Below are 17,879 nucleotides of genomic sequence, written 5' to 3' on the forward strand. Positions count from 1 at the left end.
CACACTCTATATTTATTACTTATGGCGGCCTTGTAAACAGCTAACCACATCAGCCAGCGATAGGCCTTGGCGCTGTAATAACACGGTTAAGTGATACAGTAAGTCTGCCGATTCATTGGTTAATTCATCGTTATCATGTTTCATGGCTGCAAGGGCAACTTCGACACCTTCTTCACCTACTTTTTGGCAACTACGGCTTAAGTCTTTTGCAAATAAAGACGCAGTGTAGCTTTTGCTTGGATCATCGTCTTTACGCGAGACAATCACTTGTTCAAGCTCAGCTAAAAACGACAAGCTAGGTTTAGCATCATCGCCGAAGCAGCTTTGTGTACCAAGGTGGCATGTTGGCCCAAGTGGGTTTGCCAGTACTAATAGTGAGTCGTAATCACAATCGGTGTGTACAGAAACGACTTCAAGGTAGTTTTCTGATGTTTCGCCTTTTGTCCATAAGCGCTCTTTAGAACGCGAGTAAAAGGTTACTTTTTGTTTGTCGAAAGTGGCAGCTAATGCGTCTTGATTCATAAAGCCTTGCATTAAAATCACCCCAGAGCGTGCATCTTGCACGATAGCTGGGATCAATTCGCTTTTGGCAAAATCGACTTGAGAAAGAGTGTCTTTAGTTAATTGCATAGTCTTGCCGCTACATTATTATCAGTTAAAAATTGTTTTAGTTCGCCAATATCAATGACGTTCTTGTGAAATACGCTGGCAGCGAGCGCGCCATCAACTTGGCTTTGTTGAAACACATCAACAAAGTCTTGCATCGTCCCTGCGCCGCCCGATGCAATTAGTGGAATATCGCACAGTGCACGCATTTTTGATAGCTGAACATTGTCGTAGCCTTTACGCACGCCATCTTGATTCATGCAATTTAGTACGATTTCACCAGCGCCTAGGTCTTGCACGCGCTTAACCCATTCTTCGGTTTTGTAGCGAGTACGGCTTGATGCATTTGGGTCGCCAGTCAGCTGGTAGACTAAATACTCGCCAGTGTTTTCATCATAAAAGCTATCAATACCCACAACTACGCATTGTTTACCAAACTCATCGTGTAATTCTTTGATAAGCTCTGGGCGAGCAATTGCAGGGCTATTAATACTGATTTTATCTGCACCACGTTCTAAAACACGTGCTGCATCGGCAACAGATTTAATGCCGCCAGCCACACAAAATGGAATATCAATGTGGCGCGCAATGTTCTCTACCCAATTGACATCAAGTAGGCGTTTTTCGACGCTGGCACTGATTTCATAAAACACCAGTTCATCCGCACCGGCATCGCTGTAAGCTTTAGCAAGCGTTAAAATATCACCAACCACTTCATGGCCTTTAAATTTAACACCTTTAACGACTTGGCCGTCTTTTACATCTAAACAAGGGATTATGCGTTTTGATAACATGCTAGCGCCTCCTCAACATTAAAGGCACCATCGAGTAATGATTTACCTAAGATAACACCGCCAACACCCAGTTTTTTCAGCTTTGCAATATCATCCAGTGAGCTTACACCGCCTGATGCTTGAACTTTAATCTCACTGTTGTGGTTGGTTAAATCTTCATAAAGTGCAAACGAAGGGCCGGTCATGGTGCCGTCTTTGCTGATGTCAGTACACAGAAAATCAACCACACCCAGTGCCACGTAAAAATCAACAAGTTCGAACAAGCCAAACTCAGATTCACTTAACCAACCATGTGTTGCTGGTGCCCAGCCGTTGTCAGTTTTATTAACATCTAGTGCGATAACAAAGTGTTCACTGCCAAATTTTTCAATCCACGCCTTTACTTGCTCACGCTTTTCAACGGCCATTGAGCCAATCACGACTTGGTTAGCACCGGTTTCAAGCCAATCAGCAACATCTTGCTCAGAGCGAATACCACCGCCAACTTGATATGGGACATTTAGCGCTTTGGTTGCAGCTTGAATATGCTGCCATTGTTTTTTATTTGGATCGCGTGCCCCTTCTAAATCAACTAAGTGCAGTTTGCCTGCGCCGCTATTTGCGTACTCTTGTAAGCGTGCGCCAAGTTCGTAAGGGTAAAATTGTGCGGTATCATACTTACCTTGGTATAAGCGCACAATTTGGTTTTGTAATACATCGAGTGCTGGAATAATCACGTTTATTTCTCTTATTTTTTTGCTGCGCTTACAGCTGCCAATCTAAAAAGTTTTGTAAAAGTCGGGTGCCTACTTTGGCGCTTCGCTCTGGGTGGAACTGCATGCCTGCGTAGTTATCTTTGGCAACAATTGCTGAAAAAGCTTGCCCGTATTCACCGCTAACTAGGGTGGCATCGTTCACTGTGTGAGCAAAGCTATGCACAAAGTACACTTGATCTTGCGCTGATAACCCTTTGGTGAGGGCATGCTCTTTTAATACACTTAGGTCGTTCCAGCCCATGTGCGGTGAAGTTAATTCACCTACATCTAAGTGCTTAACAATACCTGGAATTTTGCCAAGGCAATCAACATTGCCTTCTTCAGTGCTGTCGCAAAGTAATTGCATGCCTAAACAAATGCCCATCAACGGACGCTGATATTCATCAATTGCTTGTTGCCAACCACCGTCTTTTAAGCGTTTCATGGCAACAGAAGCATGACCTACGCCGGGTAAAATGGCACGTTCAAAGCTTTTTAGTTGCTCAGGTGAGGTGATCACCTCAGGCGTTTTCCCTAAGCGTTCAAAGGCAAAACGAACAGAGTTAATGTTGGCGCAACCGGTATTAATTATGGCAATCATAAACACCCCTTAGAGCTTGCTGTTTGTTGCGAAGCATCTTTTGCAATCGCAGCGCGAAGTGCTCTTGCAAACGCTTTAAAAAGGCCTTCAACTTGGTGGTGACAATTACCATCGCTAACCGACAAAATAAGGCTCATGGCGGCATTATCACTTAAGCTTTTAAAGAAGTGCTCAACCATTTGTACGTCTAAGTCGCCGACTTTTTCACGGCTAAAATCAGCATTTAAAACAAACGAAGCACGGCCCGATAAATCAATTTGCGCTTCTGCTTTACATTCATCCATAGGGAGTGCAAAACCATAGCGACCAATTTGTGTTTTTGTACCTAGCGCTTGTTTAAGGGCAAGGCCAAGTGCAATGCCGATATCTTCAACTAGATGGTGCTCATCAATGTGTAAGTCGCCAGTGGCTTGAATATTAAGTCCGATATTGGCGTGTGTACGAATTTGGTCAAGCATGTGATCGAAAAAGCCAAGGCCAGTGCTAATTTCGCCATTTTTTGTTTGGTCTAAATTAACTTGCACATCGATTTGCGTTTCTTTGGTGTTGCGAGTAACGCGACCTTCACGGTTTGCTGTTGTCAGCTTAGTGACAATGGCATCCCAGCTGCCGTCATACAAAATGCCTTCACAACATAAGTTATTGGCAAGTCCGATATCTGTTTGGCGGTCACCAATCACAAATGAGCGTGCTAAATCGACTTTACCTGAGCGCATCAGCTCAGTAAGTAAGCCAGTTTTTGGTTTGCGGCAGTCACAATTTTGTTCATCAAAGTGAGGGCAGATCAGAACTTCATCAAATTTAATCCCTTGGCTATTTAAGATATCCATCATCTTGTCTTGAGCAATATCAAAATCAGCGGTCGGGAAGCTATCAGTGCCTAAACCATCTTGATTAGATACCATAACAAGGCGGTAACCTGCCGCTTGAAGTTGTAATAGAGCAGGGATCACATTTGGCAAAAACACTAATTTTTCTAGGCTATCAACCTGTTTGTCGGTGATAGGCTCTTCGATAATCGTGCCATCGCGGTCAATAAATAAATATGGGTTGCTCATGATAATTCCTGTTCTACTGTTTTACTGGTCAGTGATAAGCCATCTAACCAAACTTTAACTTGTTCTAGTTCTTGCTCGTTACCGATAGAAATTCGTAACCAATCATCTTCGCCATATAAGGTGAAGGCACGCATCACGAGTCCTTGCTCAAGTGCGATATTAAATGATTGTTTGTCTTTTAGTTTTAAGGTGACGAAGTTACCTTCACCGCTCAGTACTTTGATAACAGCAGGTGATTGCTCAAGCCAGCTTTTCAGTTTGCCTTTTAAGCTATTTAGAATAGTCACCTGACGGCGCATTGAAGCGATGTTGTCACTACTTAATGCATCTGCTGCAATGCTCGCCACCACCGTTGATACAGGGTAAGGCGCAATCACTTTACGAATAGGTGCAAGCAGCTCGCTGTTGGCTAGCGTGAAGCCTGTTCTTAAACCCGCAAGTGCAAATGCTTTTGATAAGGTTCTTAGTACCACAAGGTTACTAAACTCGTTGATTAGGCTTGCCGCTGTTTGTTCTGGGCAAAATTCTATATAAGCTTCATCAACCACTACAATCGCTTTACCCGCAAGTTGTTGGGTGATTTTTCTGATTTTGTCTAAGCTTGTCATGCTGCCGGTAGGGTTATTTGGGTTACAAATAAACACCAGCTTTGAATCAGCAACTGCAGTGACAATTTCATCAACCGTGCCTTTTAATAACAGCTCTTGAGTTAAACCGTTAATCGCAATGTTGTGGGTATCAGCAGTGACTTTGTACATGCCGTAAGTTGGCAAAAAGAGTGCGATGCTATCTTTAGCTGGGCTACAAAAAGTACGTACTAATAGCTCAATACCTTCATCAGCGCCACGAGTCATCAGTACTTGCTCTGGCTCTAAATTAGCATAGCAAGCGTAACGATTGATCACTTGCTGAGGCTGCGGATCTGGGTAGCGATTTAAATCAGCTAAATTGATATTTGGCGTACGAGAATAAGGGCTTTCATTGGCATTTAACCAGGTTGTGCCTGTCAGCTTTTCACTTTTCGCCGAACTGTAGGCTGTAAGCGCTGCAATGTTATCTGGCAACAGCGTTGTTATTTTTGAATTATCGCTCATTGTTCATAGCCTCAAGACGAATTGAAACAGCATTAGCGTGAGCATCAAGCCCCTCTGCTGCAGCTAAAGGTAAAATTGCTTTAGATAATTCACGTAAGCCATTTTTACTGATGGTTTGCACTGTGTAAGTTCTAAAGAAGTCCAGTAAGTTTAAGCTCGAATAGGTCGCACTGTAACCATACGTTGGTAGTACGTGGTTCGTACCCGATGCATAGTCTCCGGCAGACTCCGGAGTGTAATCACCTACAAATACTGAGCCGGCATTTTTCACTAAGCTTAAATAAGGCTGCGCATCAGCAAGCTGAAGAATAAGGTGCTCAGGGCCATATTCAGCAGACACTGCAAAGGCTTGCTCAACCGAGTCGACTAATATCAAGCTTGAGTTAGCAAGGGCTTGCTCGGCAGTGTCTTTACGACTCAACTTTGCTAGCTGCTCTGTTAATGCTTGCTGTGTTTTTTCAATAATGCGTTCGCTGTTACACAGTAAAATAACCTGTGAATCCGCACCGTGCTCTGCTTGCGATAATAAATCTGCCGCAATAAACTCTGGGTTTGCACGCTCATCAGCAATCACTAGCACTTCAGAAGGGCCCGCTGGCATATCAATCGCCATGCCCGGAATAGTTTGCGCAACAAGTTGTTTTGCCATGGTGACAAAGCTATTTCCCGGGCCAAAAATCTTGTTCACCTTAGGCACTGATTCTGTACCGTATGCCATTGCTGCAATCGCTCCGGCGCCGCCACTTTCTACAATGGTTTTAATACCACATAGTTTTGCCGCATATAAAATGGCTGGGTTGATAGTTTCATCGGCTTTTACAGGTGTAGTAAGCACAACGGTTTGTGCACCACTTAACTGTGCAAGTACCCCTTGCATAATCACTGACGATGGCAGTGGCGCACTGCCACCTGGCACGTAAATGCCTACCGCTTCAATGGCTTGATATTTAAGTTCACACAATACGCCAGGTTGCGTTGTTAACTTAATGTCTTTTGGTAATTGTGCTTGGTGAAAACGTTTTACATTGGCATAGGCCGTTTCGATGGCGGCTTTTAACTCGTTTGATAATAACTGCTCAGCTTGATTAATTTCTTCAATTGGCACTAATAAGCGAGGTGTTTCGCGCTTATCAAACTCTTTTGCCATTTTTAATAACGCTGCGTCACCCTCAGTTTTAACTGCATTTAAGATGTCGATACAAATTGCTTCAACCTCTTTACTTGCAGTAACAGCAGGGCGGGTAAGAACCGCCTGCTGTGCTTGTTGATTTTCCTCATTCCAGCGAAACATGGATAATTACTCCATCATTTTTTCAATTGGCATAACAAGAATTGAGTTGGCACCCAGTGCTTTTAACTGTTCCATTGTTTCCCAGAAAAGGGTTTCGCTGCTAACCATGTGTAGTGCTACATAATCGTCGCTACCAGCAAGTGATAGTAAAGTCGGTTGGCCTGTGCCTGGTAGTAAGTCGCATACTTCATCAAGCTTTGCTTTTGGTGCGTGTAGCATAATGTATTTACTTTCTTTTGCTTGGCGCACACCACGTAAACGCGGCATTAACGTGTTGATTAAATCAAGTTTGCTTTGATCAGTAAGGTCTTTGTTTTGAATTAAACATGCATTTGATTCTAAGATGGTGTCGCCTTGCATTAAGCCATTAGCTTCTAAGGTTGCGCCAGTAGACACTAAGTCACAAATTGCATCAGCTAAACCAGCACGCGGTGCAACTTCAACAGAGCCTGTTAACATGACTGTGCTTGCATTAATGCCTTCACGTTTTAGGTATTGGCTTAAGATTTCTGGGTAGGTAGTGGCAATGCGTTTACCTTCAAACCAGCTTTTATCTTGTGGGCCAAGTTCTTGTGGCCATGCAAGTGCTAGGCGGCAGTAACCAAAATCAAGTTTAGAAAGTTTGTTTACTTCGAATGCCACGCCTTGGCGTTCGCGTTCAGCTTGAACTTCAACAAGTACGTTTTCACCAACGATACCTAAGTCACACACACCGTCCATTACTAGGCCCGGAATATCGTCATCTCGCACGCGTAGTACGTCAATTGGCATGTTGGTAGAGTGTGCGATTAAACGTTGTTCACGAAGATTTAATTTAACACCAAGTTGCTTTAGTAACTCTTGGCAGTCTTTTGATAAGCGGCCGCCTTTTTGGATGGCGATTCGTAAACGGTTGGTATTGCTCATTATTCATTTTCCTTTAATTCAAAAACTAAAAACCCCGAGGGAACCTCAGGGCGAAAATAAATAATTTGGTTGATTGCTCGCCAGAGGTTCCTTTTAGGAATAACCTCTCAGCGAAAAACCTGACAGGCTATTCCGGTGAATGATGGTGATGATGGATAGTTGTCAGATTGAAGCGCATAATTTTTCCTGTATTGCACTCGTTTGTGTAAACCAGTGCGTAAATCTGTTTAAATAAGTTACGTATATAGATAAACATGCTTTGCTAATCTTTGGCAAGCATTTTTTTGCGAAATTAAAGTATATGCTATAACTGCCGATAATAAATGGATAGATAGGAGGTACAAATGGATATCATGATCCCCTTTTTAGGTCGAATTACGCGCTTACAGTTGGAAAGTAAAGGTGCGTTTCATATTGCGGGCGTAAAAGATGCGAACGTGCAGCGAATTGAGCTTGAAAAGCGTCAAAAACGTGAAATAGAACGCCGTAAAAAAGCTGCAAAAAAAGAAGATAAAGGCAACAAAAGTGCCATAGAAGAAGATGAAGAGGGTAATAAACACCTAGATACATGGGCTTAATACTCAATATAAAATTTGTTTTTATGCAACTGTGCGGTTTTTTCTGCTAACGTTAAGAAACACTTGTGTTGTAACTTACAAGGCAATTCAATGGAACGACCCTCAGTGCCATTAAATGAGCAAGCTAGGCTTGAAGAGCTTCGCTCATTAGATGTTTTAGACTCTCAAAGTGAACCCGCCTTTGACCGAATCACTCGCCTTGCCCAGCAATTTTTCTCTGTACCAATTTGTGTTATCAGTTTAATTGACGAGCACAGACAGTGGTTTAAGTCATGTGTAGGGCTTGATGTAACAGAGACCGCAAGAGACATTTCATTTTGCGCCCATGCTATTTTATACAAAGACCCGCTTGTGGTTGAAAATGCTTTAAACGATAAGCGCTTTGCAGACAACCCACTGGTAATGGGTGACCCAAATATTCGCTTTTATGCGGGCTGCCCAATTACACTTAAATCAGGAAATAGAATTGGCACTTTGTGCCTTATCGATCATCAACCGCGCAGTTTTAACAAACAAGAAATTAAATCGTTAATAGACTTTGCTGCAATCGTAGAACGAGAGTTTGCAATCATGCAGTTAGCCACTACCGATGAGCTTACTTTATTGCCTAATCGTCGCGGTTTTATTAGCACAGCAGAGCATTATCTTGATTTGTGTATTCGCCAGCATTTAAAAGCAAAATTAGTGTTTATTGATTTAGATAATTTTAAAGCAATTAACGATAAATTTGGTCATGCAGCCGGGGATAGAGTACTGAGAGATTTTGCAGGATTACTAGAGAACTGTTGTCGCAAGGCTGATTTATATGCACGTTTGAGCGGTGATGAGTTTGTGATTTTATTTACAGATTTAAATAGCAGCGAATGCGACACCATAATGCAACGCTTATTGTTGTCATTCAGTGACTTACCTAATAGCTTTAATAACCAAGTTGAACTTGGCTTTTCTTATGGCATTGCCGATTTTTCTGATCAGCAACCTTGTTCACTGACGAAGTTACTCGCTGTTGCAGACGCGCGAATGTATGCCGATAAAGCACAAAAAAAGGCTCGATAATCGAGCCTTTAAAGTAAAAAGCAGTGCTTAATTTTTCGCTTCTGCGGATTGAATACTACTTTGGATCAGCGGCGAAATTGTTAAACCTTGTACGATAATCGAGAAAATCACTACCACGTAGGTGACAATTACAATTAAGTTGTGAAGGTCTGAGCCTGCAATCATTACTTGATCGCGTGGGATAGCAGCTGCCATTGCCAGCGCTAAACCACCCCGTAAGCCACCCCAAGTGAGTATTTTCACTGAGTGCTTATCGTATTGGCGATACTTTTTAAAGAATACAAATGGCGCACCTACACTTAAAAATCGCGCTAGCAACACCACAGGTACCATCAGTAAACCTAAGCCAATTTCTTCAAGAGTAATCGGCATAGTGACGATGAGCATACCGATAATCAAAAACAGCAAGGCGTTTAAAAAACTATCGGTGGCATGCCAAAAGTCTTTCACGTAGCGAGTATCTTCAGGCCCAGTTCGCTCTGTTGCTTTTGAACGAGTAATATTGCCAAGTAAAATACCACTGGTGACCATAGCAAGCGCACCTGAGATTTCCCAAATATTCGCAGCTGCAAAGCCGGCTGTTGGAATGGTCAAGGTTAGTAGCAAACGAATGTTCACATCGCGGCTATTAATAATTAAAAAATGCCCGACTAGTGCAATCACGAGACCAAACACGATACCGCCAATTGCATCAACTAAGAACAATTCAGCAACGTCAGTAAAGGTGGCTTCGGTGCCATAAAAGGCCACTGAAAATATCGTTGTGAAAATCACCAAACCAATACCATCATTAAACAAAGACTCACCTTCAACTTGCACAGAAATACCTTCTGGGGCTCGCATTTGTTTAATAATGGCTAACACTGCAATCGGGTCGGTTGGGCTGATTAAAGCACCAAACAACAAGCAGTAAATAAACGGTACAGGCCAGCCTACAAAAGCAAACAAATAATAGCTTAAGTAACCAACAATGACCGTTGAGGTTATGGTTGAAAATAACACTAATGCGGTAATTTCCCAGCGTTGCTTACGAAGGGCTGCTAAGTTGATTTCCAGCGCACCTGCGAACAGTAAAAACCCGAGCATGCCTTTTAATAGCAACTGATTAAAGTTGATACTTGAGACAATTTGAGTCATTTCGAGGGCCGTGCTATCACCGAGCATTTTAACGGCAAGAATAAGTAGTAAAGAAATAACAACAGAGCCAGTTGTTATAGCAATCGTAGTTTGCATTTTGAGGATGAATTGGTTAGCAAAAGCAATAAAAATAGCTAATGCTGAAAGAAAACAAATGAGGTACCAAGCATTCATTGTTTGACCTTAAATATTTGTATAACAAGACGCAGAAAGCAGTCACTTTCTGGCCGCATATAGTACGCCTCTAAAATAGGTATGTCACAGTGTTTATGCGATTTTTATGACATTTTAGAGTAAAAATTCAAGGCGCTGATTGCATATGTATAATCGCTGTTAATAATGTCTCAAAAGAGACAAAATAAACCTGACAAAAGCGCAATTATGATAAGTTCAGTTAGGTCAATCAGCCTGTTTAAACTGGGCTGATTCTTGGCTGGTATTAATAGCTCTGATTGGGTAAGGAATAACAATTCCTTCTTCTGTGTAACGTTGGTGTAATGCTTTAATAAAGGCTGATTTTACCCAAAAGCGGTTAAAGTACTCTTTTGCTCTTAACATCACCGTAAAATTAATGCTTGATTGATCGAATGTATGAAAGACCACAAAGGTTTCGTAATCATCGACGCCCCATTCATGGCTTTTTAATATCTGCTTAGCAACATCTAACGTAACCTGCTCAACTTTTTCAAGGTCTGAGCCATAATGAACACCCACTTCAACGGGGACGCTGAGCTCTTTTTCTGGGTAAAAATAGTTAATGATGCGTGATTTAGACAGCTGACTATTGGGGATCACTATCATGTTATTTGGCAACATTCTTACCCAGGTTGAGCGCCAACCAATTTTCTCAACAAAGCCTTGATCGCCACTTTCAAGCTCTATAAAGTCGCCGACCCGAATAGGTTTATCAATCACCAACTGAACGCCAGAAAAGAAGTTTTCGAGTGTCGGTTGTAAAGCCAAAGCGACGGCAAGAGAGGTAATGCCCAAAGAGGCAATAATCGGAGTGATTGATATACCCAACGTGCCTAATAACACCAATAAGCCAACACACACAATTGCGCAGCGGATTAAGCCTTTAATGATGCTATGACTATTGGAAACTACCACTGAGCGGGCACTGTAATAATCAACGGTACCAAATAAAAAATGATCTAAAAATAACACTAAGGCAAAAATACAAATGGCTTTAGCAGTGGCCGCAATAGGTAAGGGGTGCTCAGCCATAAAGCCGGTGGTGTTTAATAACTGACCAAAAATGATCACAAGCACCATCATTGTGCACAAGGTCAATGGTGTAGACAGTGAGTCAACCAGTAATGAGTCGAAAACAAAGTCGGTTCGTTGGGTCCATTTCTTTAAGCAATAGATGATCACAAACTTTAATAAAAACAAAGCTGTGGCGGCTAATACAGTACCACCAATGACGACCAGCCATGGCTCATTTAGCCATTCGTTTTGTATCAGATCAGTAATCATGCTTAGTCCTTAAATCCTAGATACTTGGCATTGCTGCAAGTTATGTACCCAGACTTTTTTATGGATATCTAATCCTTTTAGCTGTGAATCACAAATAATAAGGTGAGCAAAATAAAAACAAATAAAAGGTACAAATGTTTAATAAATGTTATTATTTTGTATCAATAAATTTACACGTCCGGCTTACCTGTTAACAATTAATAAACTTGAAATTTATTATCCTGCTGTTAATTAAGGGTTTTTATTTTAGAGCTAATACTTTATTTGTAAATTTTTTGTTTCATTTTCAATTTCGCTCCATTCAATCTAGGCTGGTCACTAATCGGGAACAGTGCAGTCCGGTTACTAGGAAAATATTAAATACATAACAATCTAACGGAGCGTAAACGTGAATTTATCTAAAATCACATTAGCAACTCTTGCTGCTTTTGCTTTGACTCAAGCAACAAGTGCAGTAGCTGCGAACAAGAAATACCTAAACGAACAAACAGGGATTAACCAAGCTTTGCAAACCAATGCGTCATCAGTATTGAGTGCAAATCCAAATCAGTTAGTTGGTTTAGGTGCAGGGAATGATTTAGTTGTATTAAAAGAAATCAAAACCAGTAACGGCAACACTACGCGTCGTTATCAGCAGATGTATCAAGGTCTACCAGTTATCGGCGATACGGTTAGCCTAACATTTGATGATAATGGTCAATTAAAACGTGCACATGGTGCAGCGGTGTATGATATCGCCGCCGACATCGACTCAGTGTCTCCGGCACTTAACAAGAAAAAAGCAATGGCGAAAGGCCTTGCTAATTCACCTGCTGCAATTAAATCGGTTGGGTTAAAAAAGCATAATGAACAGTCACGTTTAGCAATTTGGCTTGATGAAGACAGCGTTGCACACCTAGTGTATGAAGTATCTTATGTGACTTATGGCGATAACCCATCTCGTCCGTATCAGATTATTGATGCCAACAGCGGTGAAGTTTTATTTAGCTTCGATAACTTACAACATGCTAGTGCAACAGGCCCTGGTGGTAACTTAAAAACCGGTAAATACATCTACGGTACTGACTTTGATAGTCTAGATGTTACCCAATCTGGCAATACTTGTACGATGAATAACGCCAATGTAAGAACCATTAACTTAAATGGTAGTACAAGTGGTTCGACAGCGTATTCGTTTACATGTCCTGAAAATACCTTTAAAGAAATTAACGGTGCGTACTCGCCTTTAAATGATGCGCATTATTTCGGTAACGTAATTTTTAATATGTATAACGATTGGATAGGCACTGCACCATTAACTTTCCAATTAAAAATGCGCGTTCATTACGGCAGTAATTACGAAAATGCGTTTTGGGATGGTAGTGCTATGACCTTTGGTGATGGTCAAAATACCTTCTATCCACTGGTAAGTCTTGACGTATCAGCACATGAAGTAAGCCACGGTTTTACCGAGCAAAACTCAGGCCTCGTTTATTCTGGTAAATCAGGTGGTTTGAATGAAGCGTTCTCTGATATGGCAGGTGAAGCGGCTGAGTTTTACATGAAAGGCTCAAATGACTGGTTGGTGGGTCAGGAAATCTTTAAAGGTAACGGTGCATTACGTTACATGAATAACCCTACCCAAGATGGCAGCTCAATTGATCATCAAAACAACTATTACTCTGGTATGGATGTGCACTACAGCTCAGGTGTATTCAACAAGGCATTTTATAACCTTGCAACCACACCTGGTTGGGATACGCAAAAGGCGTTTGTTGTGATGGCGCGCGCTAACCAACTTTACTGGACTGCCAGCACAAACTGGGATTTAGCAGGTAACGGCGTGATGGATGCGGCGTGTGATTTAAGCTATGACCCAGCCGATGTTCAAGCGGCACTTGCGGCGGTTGGTGTGACTTCAAGCTTAAGTGCGGGTAGTAGCTGTGGCACAACTGAGCCACCTCCAAGCGGTGATGAAGAGCTAACCAATGGCGTTGCACGCACAGGGATCAGTGGCGCAGCGAAAGAGCAAATGTTCTTTACTCTTGAAGTACCAGCAGACGCAACGAATTTACAATTCAATACAACAGGTGGAAGTGGTGATGCAGACCTTTACGTTATGTATGGCGCAAAACCAACACTGAGCAACTTTGATTGTAAAAGCACTTCATCTACTAGCACAGAAAGCTGCGCTATCAGTAATGTACAAGCGGGTACTTACTACGTAATGGTAGAAGCGTGGAATCAAATTTCTGGTGTATCACTTACAGGTAGCTTTGATTCGGGCAGCGGTGGTGGTGTAACACCGATTAACCGTACTGAGTCTAACTTAAGTGTTGGCACAAATAGCTGGACTCGTTTCACGCAAGAGCTAGATGCTGGTTATTCATCTATTGATGTGACTATTTCTGGTGGCTCTGGTGATGCTGACTTGTATGTGAACTTTGGTTCGCAATCGACAACATCTAGCTATGATTGCCGTCCTTATAAAAATGGCAATAGTGAAACCTGCACATTTTCAAACCCACAAGCGGGTACTTGGTATATCGACCTTCGCGGCTATCGCGCTGCAAGTGGTGTAACACTCACCATTTCGGCTAACTAGCCACCCTTTTAGGGAGCTTCGGCTCCCTTTTTTATTTTCATTAAAATGCAAATCATAAAAGGATTGATTATGACAACCCGCCTAACACAGTGCTTAGTGGGCTTTGCCACACTGTCACTGAGCCAACTAAGTTATGCAGCGCAAGACGAAACAATTTGGGTCACCATTGATGCCCTTGCTGCAGAGCACTTTCAACAAGATACACTGAGTAAACGTAAATTAAACAGCAATTTTGCGATGCAAAAATCGGCTTTGAATCAAGTTAATTTTATGCGCGTTAACAAGCAGGATATCGCTGGGTTAAGTGAGTTTATGCACGATAACTATCATCGCTGCGGTGGTTTTGTAGCCCATGACTCATTAGCAGATGCCGAGCTCTATACTCAGCAATTAAATACTGTAGCTCAGACAGCTATGAATGCGAGCCTAGTAAACTACAGTATTGATAATGCCGCGACAGTTAACGCACTAATATCATCGATTGATAGTAGCGAACTGAGCGATACGGTTAATAGCATGATGAACTTTCATAACCGATATTATTCAGTGCAAAGTGGTGTTGATGCAGCTGATTGGTTAAAGAGCCATTGGCAGCAAATAGCCAGTAGCCGCAATGATATAAGCGTTGAGTATTTTAACCATAGTTTTTCGCAATCATCAGTTATTGTGACTATTCCTGGTGCAGAAAAAGCAGATGAAATCGTCGTTATTGGTGGTCATTTAGACTCAATCAATCAGTCTAATCCAAGTAATGGTCGTGCTCCTGGTGCAGATGATAATGCCTCTGGTATTGCAGTGCTCACACAAACCCTCAAAGCAATTGTGGAAAATAACTACCAACCTCAGCGAACCATTCAAATTATGGGGTTTGCTGCTGAAGAAGTGGGTCTTAGGGGCTCAAAAGATATTGCTCAAAGTTATAAAACACAGGGTAAGAATGTTGTAGGCATGGTGCAGTTTGATATGACTGGTAATAACGGCAGCAGCACAGATATTGTGATGATGACTGATTACACTAACTCATCGCAAAATCAGTATTTATCGCAGTTGCTTGATGCTTACCAGCCCACAGTGAGCTATGGCTTTGATCAATGTGGTTATGGCTGCTCAGATCATGCCTCTTGGTATCAACAAGGGTTTGCCGCCTCAATGCCATTTGAATCAACAATGAGTGATATTAACCCATTGATCCACACATCAAATGATGCCCAATTTGATGCGGCTCACGCCAGTAAATTTGCAAAATTGGCAGTGAGCTATGTTGCTGAAATGGCAAAGAACGCTGGTGATGTGGTAACTGAGCCGACTAATCAGCTTGAAAATGGCGTAGCTAAAACAGGTTTGTCGGGCGCAGCAAAAGATCAGTTATTCTTTACGCTTGAGGTACCTGCAATGAGCAGTAACCTTGAGTTTGTAACCGAGGGCGGCTCGGGCGATGCCGATTTATACATTAAATTTGGTAGTAAGCCGAGTTTACAGGACTTTGATTGTAAAAGCACAACCTCTACAAGTAATGAAAGCTGTGTGATGTCGTCAGTTCAAACTGGCACGTATCATGTCATGGTTGAAGCGTGGAATGAGATTTCGAATGTGTCACTCACGGGAAGTTATAGCACCTCAGGTGGTGGCGAAAACGTTGACCGAACTGAGACAAACGTGAGTGTGGCTACCGGAAGTTGGCAGCGCTTTACTCAACAAATACCCACAGGCCTCAGTAATTTAACGGTGACTATTTCAGGCGGTAGTGGCGATGCAGATTTGTATGTTAATTATGGCTCAGCGTCAACAAGTTCAAATTATCTATGTCGGCCGTACAAAAATGGTAACGAAGAAAGTTGTCAATTTGATAACCCACAAGCTGGCACTTGGTACATAGATTTACAAGGTTACCGAGCAGCATCGGGCGTTACATTAACGATTCAAGGACAATGATTTAAACCCAATCATACTTTTAACCATGAGGAAGCCTTGCTTCCTCATTTAGTCTTGCCCTTGGCAAGTCAGTTACGTAAAATCTGCCCATCACTTTTAATCTATTGGCGAAGTTTATCAAACAACTTTTCAGTGCCACTGGCCCCCTTGCACTTTCTCTTGATGGATATACTCCTCGGCAGCCACAAATTGACATGGCTGTTGCAGTTGACGATGCCTTAAAAAAACGTCACCAATTAGTGGTTGAGGCGGGCACAGGCACGGGTAAAACCTATGCTTACTTAGCGCCTGCGTTAAAATCAAAAGGCAAAACCATCATCTCAACGGGTTCAAAAGCACTACAAGAGCAGTTGTTTCACCGTGATTTACCCAACTTAGTCAAAGCACTGAGCGCAACTAAAAAAGTCGCCCTTTTAAAAGGCCGCGCGAATTATTTGTGTACCTATCGCTTAAGTCAGCATGTTGCGCATGTACCAACAGATGATCCAGATGTAATGCATCAACTCGCGATGGTGGCAAAGTTTGCAAGTGAAACCCGTTCAGGCGATTTAGCAGATTGTATTGGCATAGAAGAAGACGCCAAGGTACTGCCTTATGTTAGCTCAACCGCTGATAACTGTTTGGGTAAAGAGTGCCCCGATTTTCAAGATTGCTATATTCGTAAAGCCCGCTTAAATGCCATGGAAGCTGACGTTGTGGTGATCAACCATCATTTATTCTTTGCAGATATGGCTGTAAAAGACACAGGCTTTGCTGAATTAATGCCTACGGCAGACGCCTATATTTTTGATGAGGCTCATCAGCTCAGTGAAATTGCCAGTGACTATTTTGGTGAAAGTGTTAGCACCAAAAAGCTGGTGGATTTAATTAATGACTTACGAGCAATTTACCGTGCCGATATCCCTGATATGCTGCAATTAGGTAAAACCCTCAACAAGTTAGAAACTAGCGTGGCAGACTTACGCTTGCAGTTTGGGGTTGATGGTAGCCGAGGTGATTGGCGTGAAAAGCTGGCTGATAAAGATATTTGTGCAGCACTGCACCGGGTCATTAGCGACCTCGACTTTTTATACCAAGTATTAAAGTTGTGCTTAGACCGTAGCGAAAAAATAGAGCATCCGTTTGAGCGTACACTAGCCTTTAAAGGTCAGCTAGAGCGGGTATTTGATACCGCCCAAACGGGCTATAGTTATTGGTACGAAACCACTCGCCGATACCTAACGGTAAACATTACACCGCTTAATGTATCGGCTAAATTCGCACAAATGATGAAAGACACTGGAGCAGGCTTTGTGTTTACATCGGCGACTTTATCGGTCGATAACGAATTAGAACACTTTAACGCTAGCCTTGGTTTAAAACCAACGCAAAGCATGATTGTTGAAAGTCCATTTGATTATCAACAACAAGCGCTACTTTGCTTACCGCGCTACTTACCTGAGTCTCATGCGAATAATATGCCTCATGCTATTATCAAGCTGACCCTTGAGTTGATTAAATCAGCAAAAGGTCGCTGCTTTGTGCTCTTTACTAGTTATCGTATGATGCATTTAGTGGCGGAAGGTTTAACCACACAAATGGATTATCCGGTTTATATGCAAGGGCAAATGTCTAAACGCATTATCCTTGAGAAGTTTACCCGTCATGGAAATGCCGTTTTACTCGGCACAGCCTCATTTTGGGAAGGCGTAGATGTTAGAGGCAGCACATTAAGTTGTGTTATCATTGATAAATTGCCGTTTGCCGCACCTGATGACCCATTATTGCAAGCAAAAATGCAAGATTGCCAGTTACAAGGCAAAGACCCATTTGCACATATTCAATTACCTCAAGCGGTCATTGCATTAAAGCAGGGGGTAGGGCGACTTATTCGCGATAGTAAAGATAAAGGTGTGTTGGTTATTTGCGATAACCGCCTAGTAACACGCCATTACGGCCAAGTATTTTTAAAAAGTTTGCCACCCATGCGCCGCACGCGCGACTTAGCAATGGCAAACGCGTTTTTAGAACAGATCAATTAGAGTAACTT

General features: G+C 42.3%; 15 protein-coding genes. 5 read left to right on the top strand and 10 right to left on the bottom strand.

The window, feature by feature from the left end; all coding sequences use genetic code 11:
• Nucleotides 1-15: 15 nt before the first annotated feature.
• From hisIE to hisG, 8 genes are read right to left on the bottom strand one after another with little or no spacing between them, the layout of a single operon-like run.
• Entirely contained in the window at nt 16-630 is a 615-nt protein-coding gene (hisIE, locus tag WA256_RS07215) for a bifunctional phosphoribosyl-AMP cyclohydrolase/phosphoribosyl-ATP diphosphatase HisIE (protein WP_054552013.1), read from the bottom strand.
• A complete protein-coding gene (gene hisF, locus WA256_RS07220; RefSeq protein WP_054552014.1) occupies nt 621-1,400 on the bottom strand; it encodes an imidazole glycerol phosphate synthase subunit HisF in 780 nt (259 codons plus the stop codon). Before hisF ends, hisIE begins: the two co-directional genes overlap by 10 nt.
• Nucleotides 1,382-2,116: a 1-(5-phosphoribosyl)-5-[(5-phosphoribosylamino)methylideneamino] imidazole-4-carboxamide isomerase gene (locus tag WA256_RS07225; RefSeq protein WP_063529097.1), complete on the bottom strand. Its 735-nt coding sequence runs from the start codon at nt 2,114-2,116 to the stop codon at nt 1,382-1,384. Before WA256_RS07225 ends, hisF begins: the two co-directional genes overlap by 19 nt.
• A gap of 28 nt (nt 2,117-2,144) precedes the next feature.
• Nucleotides 2,145-2,735: an imidazole glycerol phosphate synthase subunit HisH gene (gene hisH, locus WA256_RS07230; protein WP_335990176.1), complete on the bottom strand. Its 591-nt coding sequence runs from the start codon at nt 2,733-2,735 to the stop codon at nt 2,145-2,147.
• Complete coding sequence (gene hisB / locus WA256_RS07235; RefSeq protein WP_054563884.1) at nt 2,732-3,793, bottom strand: bifunctional histidinol-phosphatase/imidazoleglycerol-phosphate dehydratase HisB; 1,062 nt, start codon at nt 3,791-3,793, stop codon at nt 2,732-2,734. Before hisB ends, hisH begins: the two co-directional genes overlap by 4 nt.
• Nucleotides 3,790-4,887 (bottom strand): histidinol-phosphate transaminase, encoded by a 1,098-nt coding sequence (hisC, locus tag WA256_RS07240; protein ID WP_335990179.1) that lies wholly within the window; start codon nt 4,885-4,887, stop codon nt 3,790-3,792. The genes hisB and hisC overlap by 4 nt, the downstream gene beginning before the upstream one ends.
• A complete protein-coding gene (hisD, locus tag WA256_RS07245) occupies nt 4,877-6,178 on the bottom strand; it encodes a histidinol dehydrogenase (protein WP_062565652.1) in 1,302 nt (433 codons plus the stop codon). The genes hisC and hisD overlap by 11 nt, the downstream gene beginning before the upstream one ends.
• A gap of 6 nt (nt 6,179-6,184) precedes the next feature.
• Nucleotides 6,185-7,084, bottom strand: a complete 900-nt coding sequence (hisG, locus tag WA256_RS07250) for an ATP phosphoribosyltransferase (RefSeq protein WP_054563881.1) — start codon at nt 7,082-7,084, stop codon at nt 6,185-6,187.
• Nucleotides 7,085-7,428: 344 nt separating this feature from the next.
• On the opposite strand from hisG, the gene WA256_RS07255 reads away from it, so the two are divergent.
• Together WA256_RS07255 and WA256_RS07260 are read left to right on the top strand one after the other, a co-directional pair.
• Nucleotides 7,429-7,662, top strand: a complete 234-nt coding sequence (locus WA256_RS07255; RefSeq protein WP_054563880.1) for a hypothetical protein — start codon at nt 7,429-7,431, stop codon at nt 7,660-7,662.
• A 90-nt stretch (nt 7,663-7,752) separates the two neighbouring features.
• On the top strand, nt 7,753-8,718 hold the full coding sequence (locus WA256_RS07260; RefSeq protein ID WP_304637593.1) for a sensor domain-containing diguanylate cyclase: 966 nt from the start codon (nt 7,753-7,755) through the stop codon (nt 8,716-8,718).
• 27 nt (nt 8,719-8,745) lie between these two features.
• Here the strand turns inward: WA256_RS07260 and WA256_RS07265 are convergent, their stop codons facing one another.
• Together WA256_RS07265 and WA256_RS07270 are read right to left on the bottom strand one after the other, a co-directional pair.
• Nucleotides 8,746-10,029 carry a cation:proton antiporter gene (locus WA256_RS07265; protein WP_250660556.1) on the bottom strand — a complete coding sequence of 428 codons (1,284 nt, stop codon included), beginning with the start codon at nt 10,027-10,029 and terminating at the stop codon, nt 8,746-8,748.
• Between the two features lie 225 nt (nt 10,030-10,254).
• Complete coding sequence (locus WA256_RS07270) at nt 10,255-11,334, bottom strand: mechanosensitive ion channel family protein (protein ID WP_335990187.1); 1,080 nt, start codon at nt 11,332-11,334, stop codon at nt 10,255-10,257.
• A gap of 388 nt (nt 11,335-11,722) precedes the next feature.
• Between WA256_RS07270 and WA256_RS07275 the strand changes: the two genes are divergently transcribed.
• The 3 genes from WA256_RS07275 to WA256_RS07285 all read left to right on the top strand — a co-directional run bounded on the left by WA256_RS07275 (nt 11,723) and on the right by WA256_RS07285 (nt 17,871).
• Nucleotides 11,723-13,918: a M4 family metallopeptidase gene (locus tag WA256_RS07275; protein WP_335990190.1), complete on the top strand. Its 2,196-nt coding sequence runs from the start codon at nt 11,723-11,725 to the stop codon at nt 13,916-13,918.
• A gap of 69 nt (nt 13,919-13,987) precedes the next feature.
• Nucleotides 13,988-15,850 (top strand): M28 family metallopeptidase, encoded by a 1,863-nt coding sequence (locus WA256_RS07280; RefSeq protein ID WP_335990192.1) that lies wholly within the window; start codon nt 13,988-13,990, stop codon nt 15,848-15,850.
• A gap of 104 nt (nt 15,851-15,954) precedes the next feature.
• Nucleotides 15,955-17,871 carry an ATP-dependent DNA helicase gene (locus WA256_RS07285; RefSeq protein WP_054563876.1) on the top strand — a complete coding sequence of 639 codons (1,917 nt, stop codon included), beginning with the start codon at nt 15,955-15,957 and terminating at the stop codon, nt 17,869-17,871.
• The last annotated feature ends 8 nt before the right edge of the window (nt 17,872-17,879 follow it).

The sequence above is a fragment of the Pseudoalteromonas sp. CH_XMU1449-3 genome (assembly GCF_037027245.1).
Lineage (GTDB): Bacteria > Pseudomonadota > Gammaproteobacteria > Enterobacterales > Alteromonadaceae > Pseudoalteromonas > Pseudoalteromonas shioyasakiensis.

Bases quoted from the DNA above. Each gene is read 5' to 3' on its own strand.
- hisH (WP_335990176.1), bottom strand. From the start codon at position 2,735: ATGATTGCCATAATTAATACCGGTTGCGCCAACATTAACTCTGTTCGT.
- hisD (WP_062565652.1), bottom strand. From the start codon at position 6,178: ATGTTTCGCTGGAATGAGGAAAATCAACAAGCACAGCAGGCGGTTCTT.
- WA256_RS07255 (WP_054563880.1), top strand. From the start codon at position 7,429: ATGGATATCATGATCCCCTTTTTAGGTCGAATTACGCGCTTACAGTTG.
- hisC (WP_335990179.1), bottom strand. From the start codon at position 4,887: ATGAGCGATAATTCAAAAATAACAACGCTGTTGCCAGATAACATTGCA.
- hisF (WP_054552014.1), bottom strand. From the start codon at position 1,400: ATGTTATCAAAACGCATAATCCCTTGTTTAGATGTAAAAGACGGCCAA.
- WA256_RS07260 (WP_304637593.1), top strand. From the start codon at position 7,753: ATGGAACGACCCTCAGTGCCATTAAATGAGCAAGCTAGGCTTGAAGAG.
- hisB (WP_054563884.1), bottom strand. From the start codon at position 3,793: ATGAGCAACCCATATTTATTTATTGACCGCGATGGCACGATTATCGAA.
- hisIE (WP_054552013.1), bottom strand. From the start codon at position 630: ATGCAATTAACTAAAGACACTCTTTCTCAAGTCGATTTTGCCAAAAGC.
- WA256_RS07270 (WP_335990187.1), bottom strand. From the start codon at position 11,334: ATGATTACTGATCTGATACAAAACGAATGGCTAAATGAGCCATGGCTG.
- hisG (WP_054563881.1), bottom strand. From the start codon at position 7,084: ATGAGCAATACCAACCGTTTACGAATCGCCATCCAAAAAGGCGGCCGC.
- WA256_RS07265 (WP_250660556.1), bottom strand. From the start codon at position 10,029: ATGAATGCTTGGTACCTCATTTGTTTTCTTTCAGCATTAGCTATTTTT.
- WA256_RS07280 (WP_335990192.1), top strand. From the start codon at position 13,988: ATGACAACCCGCCTAACACAGTGCTTAGTGGGCTTTGCCACACTGTCA.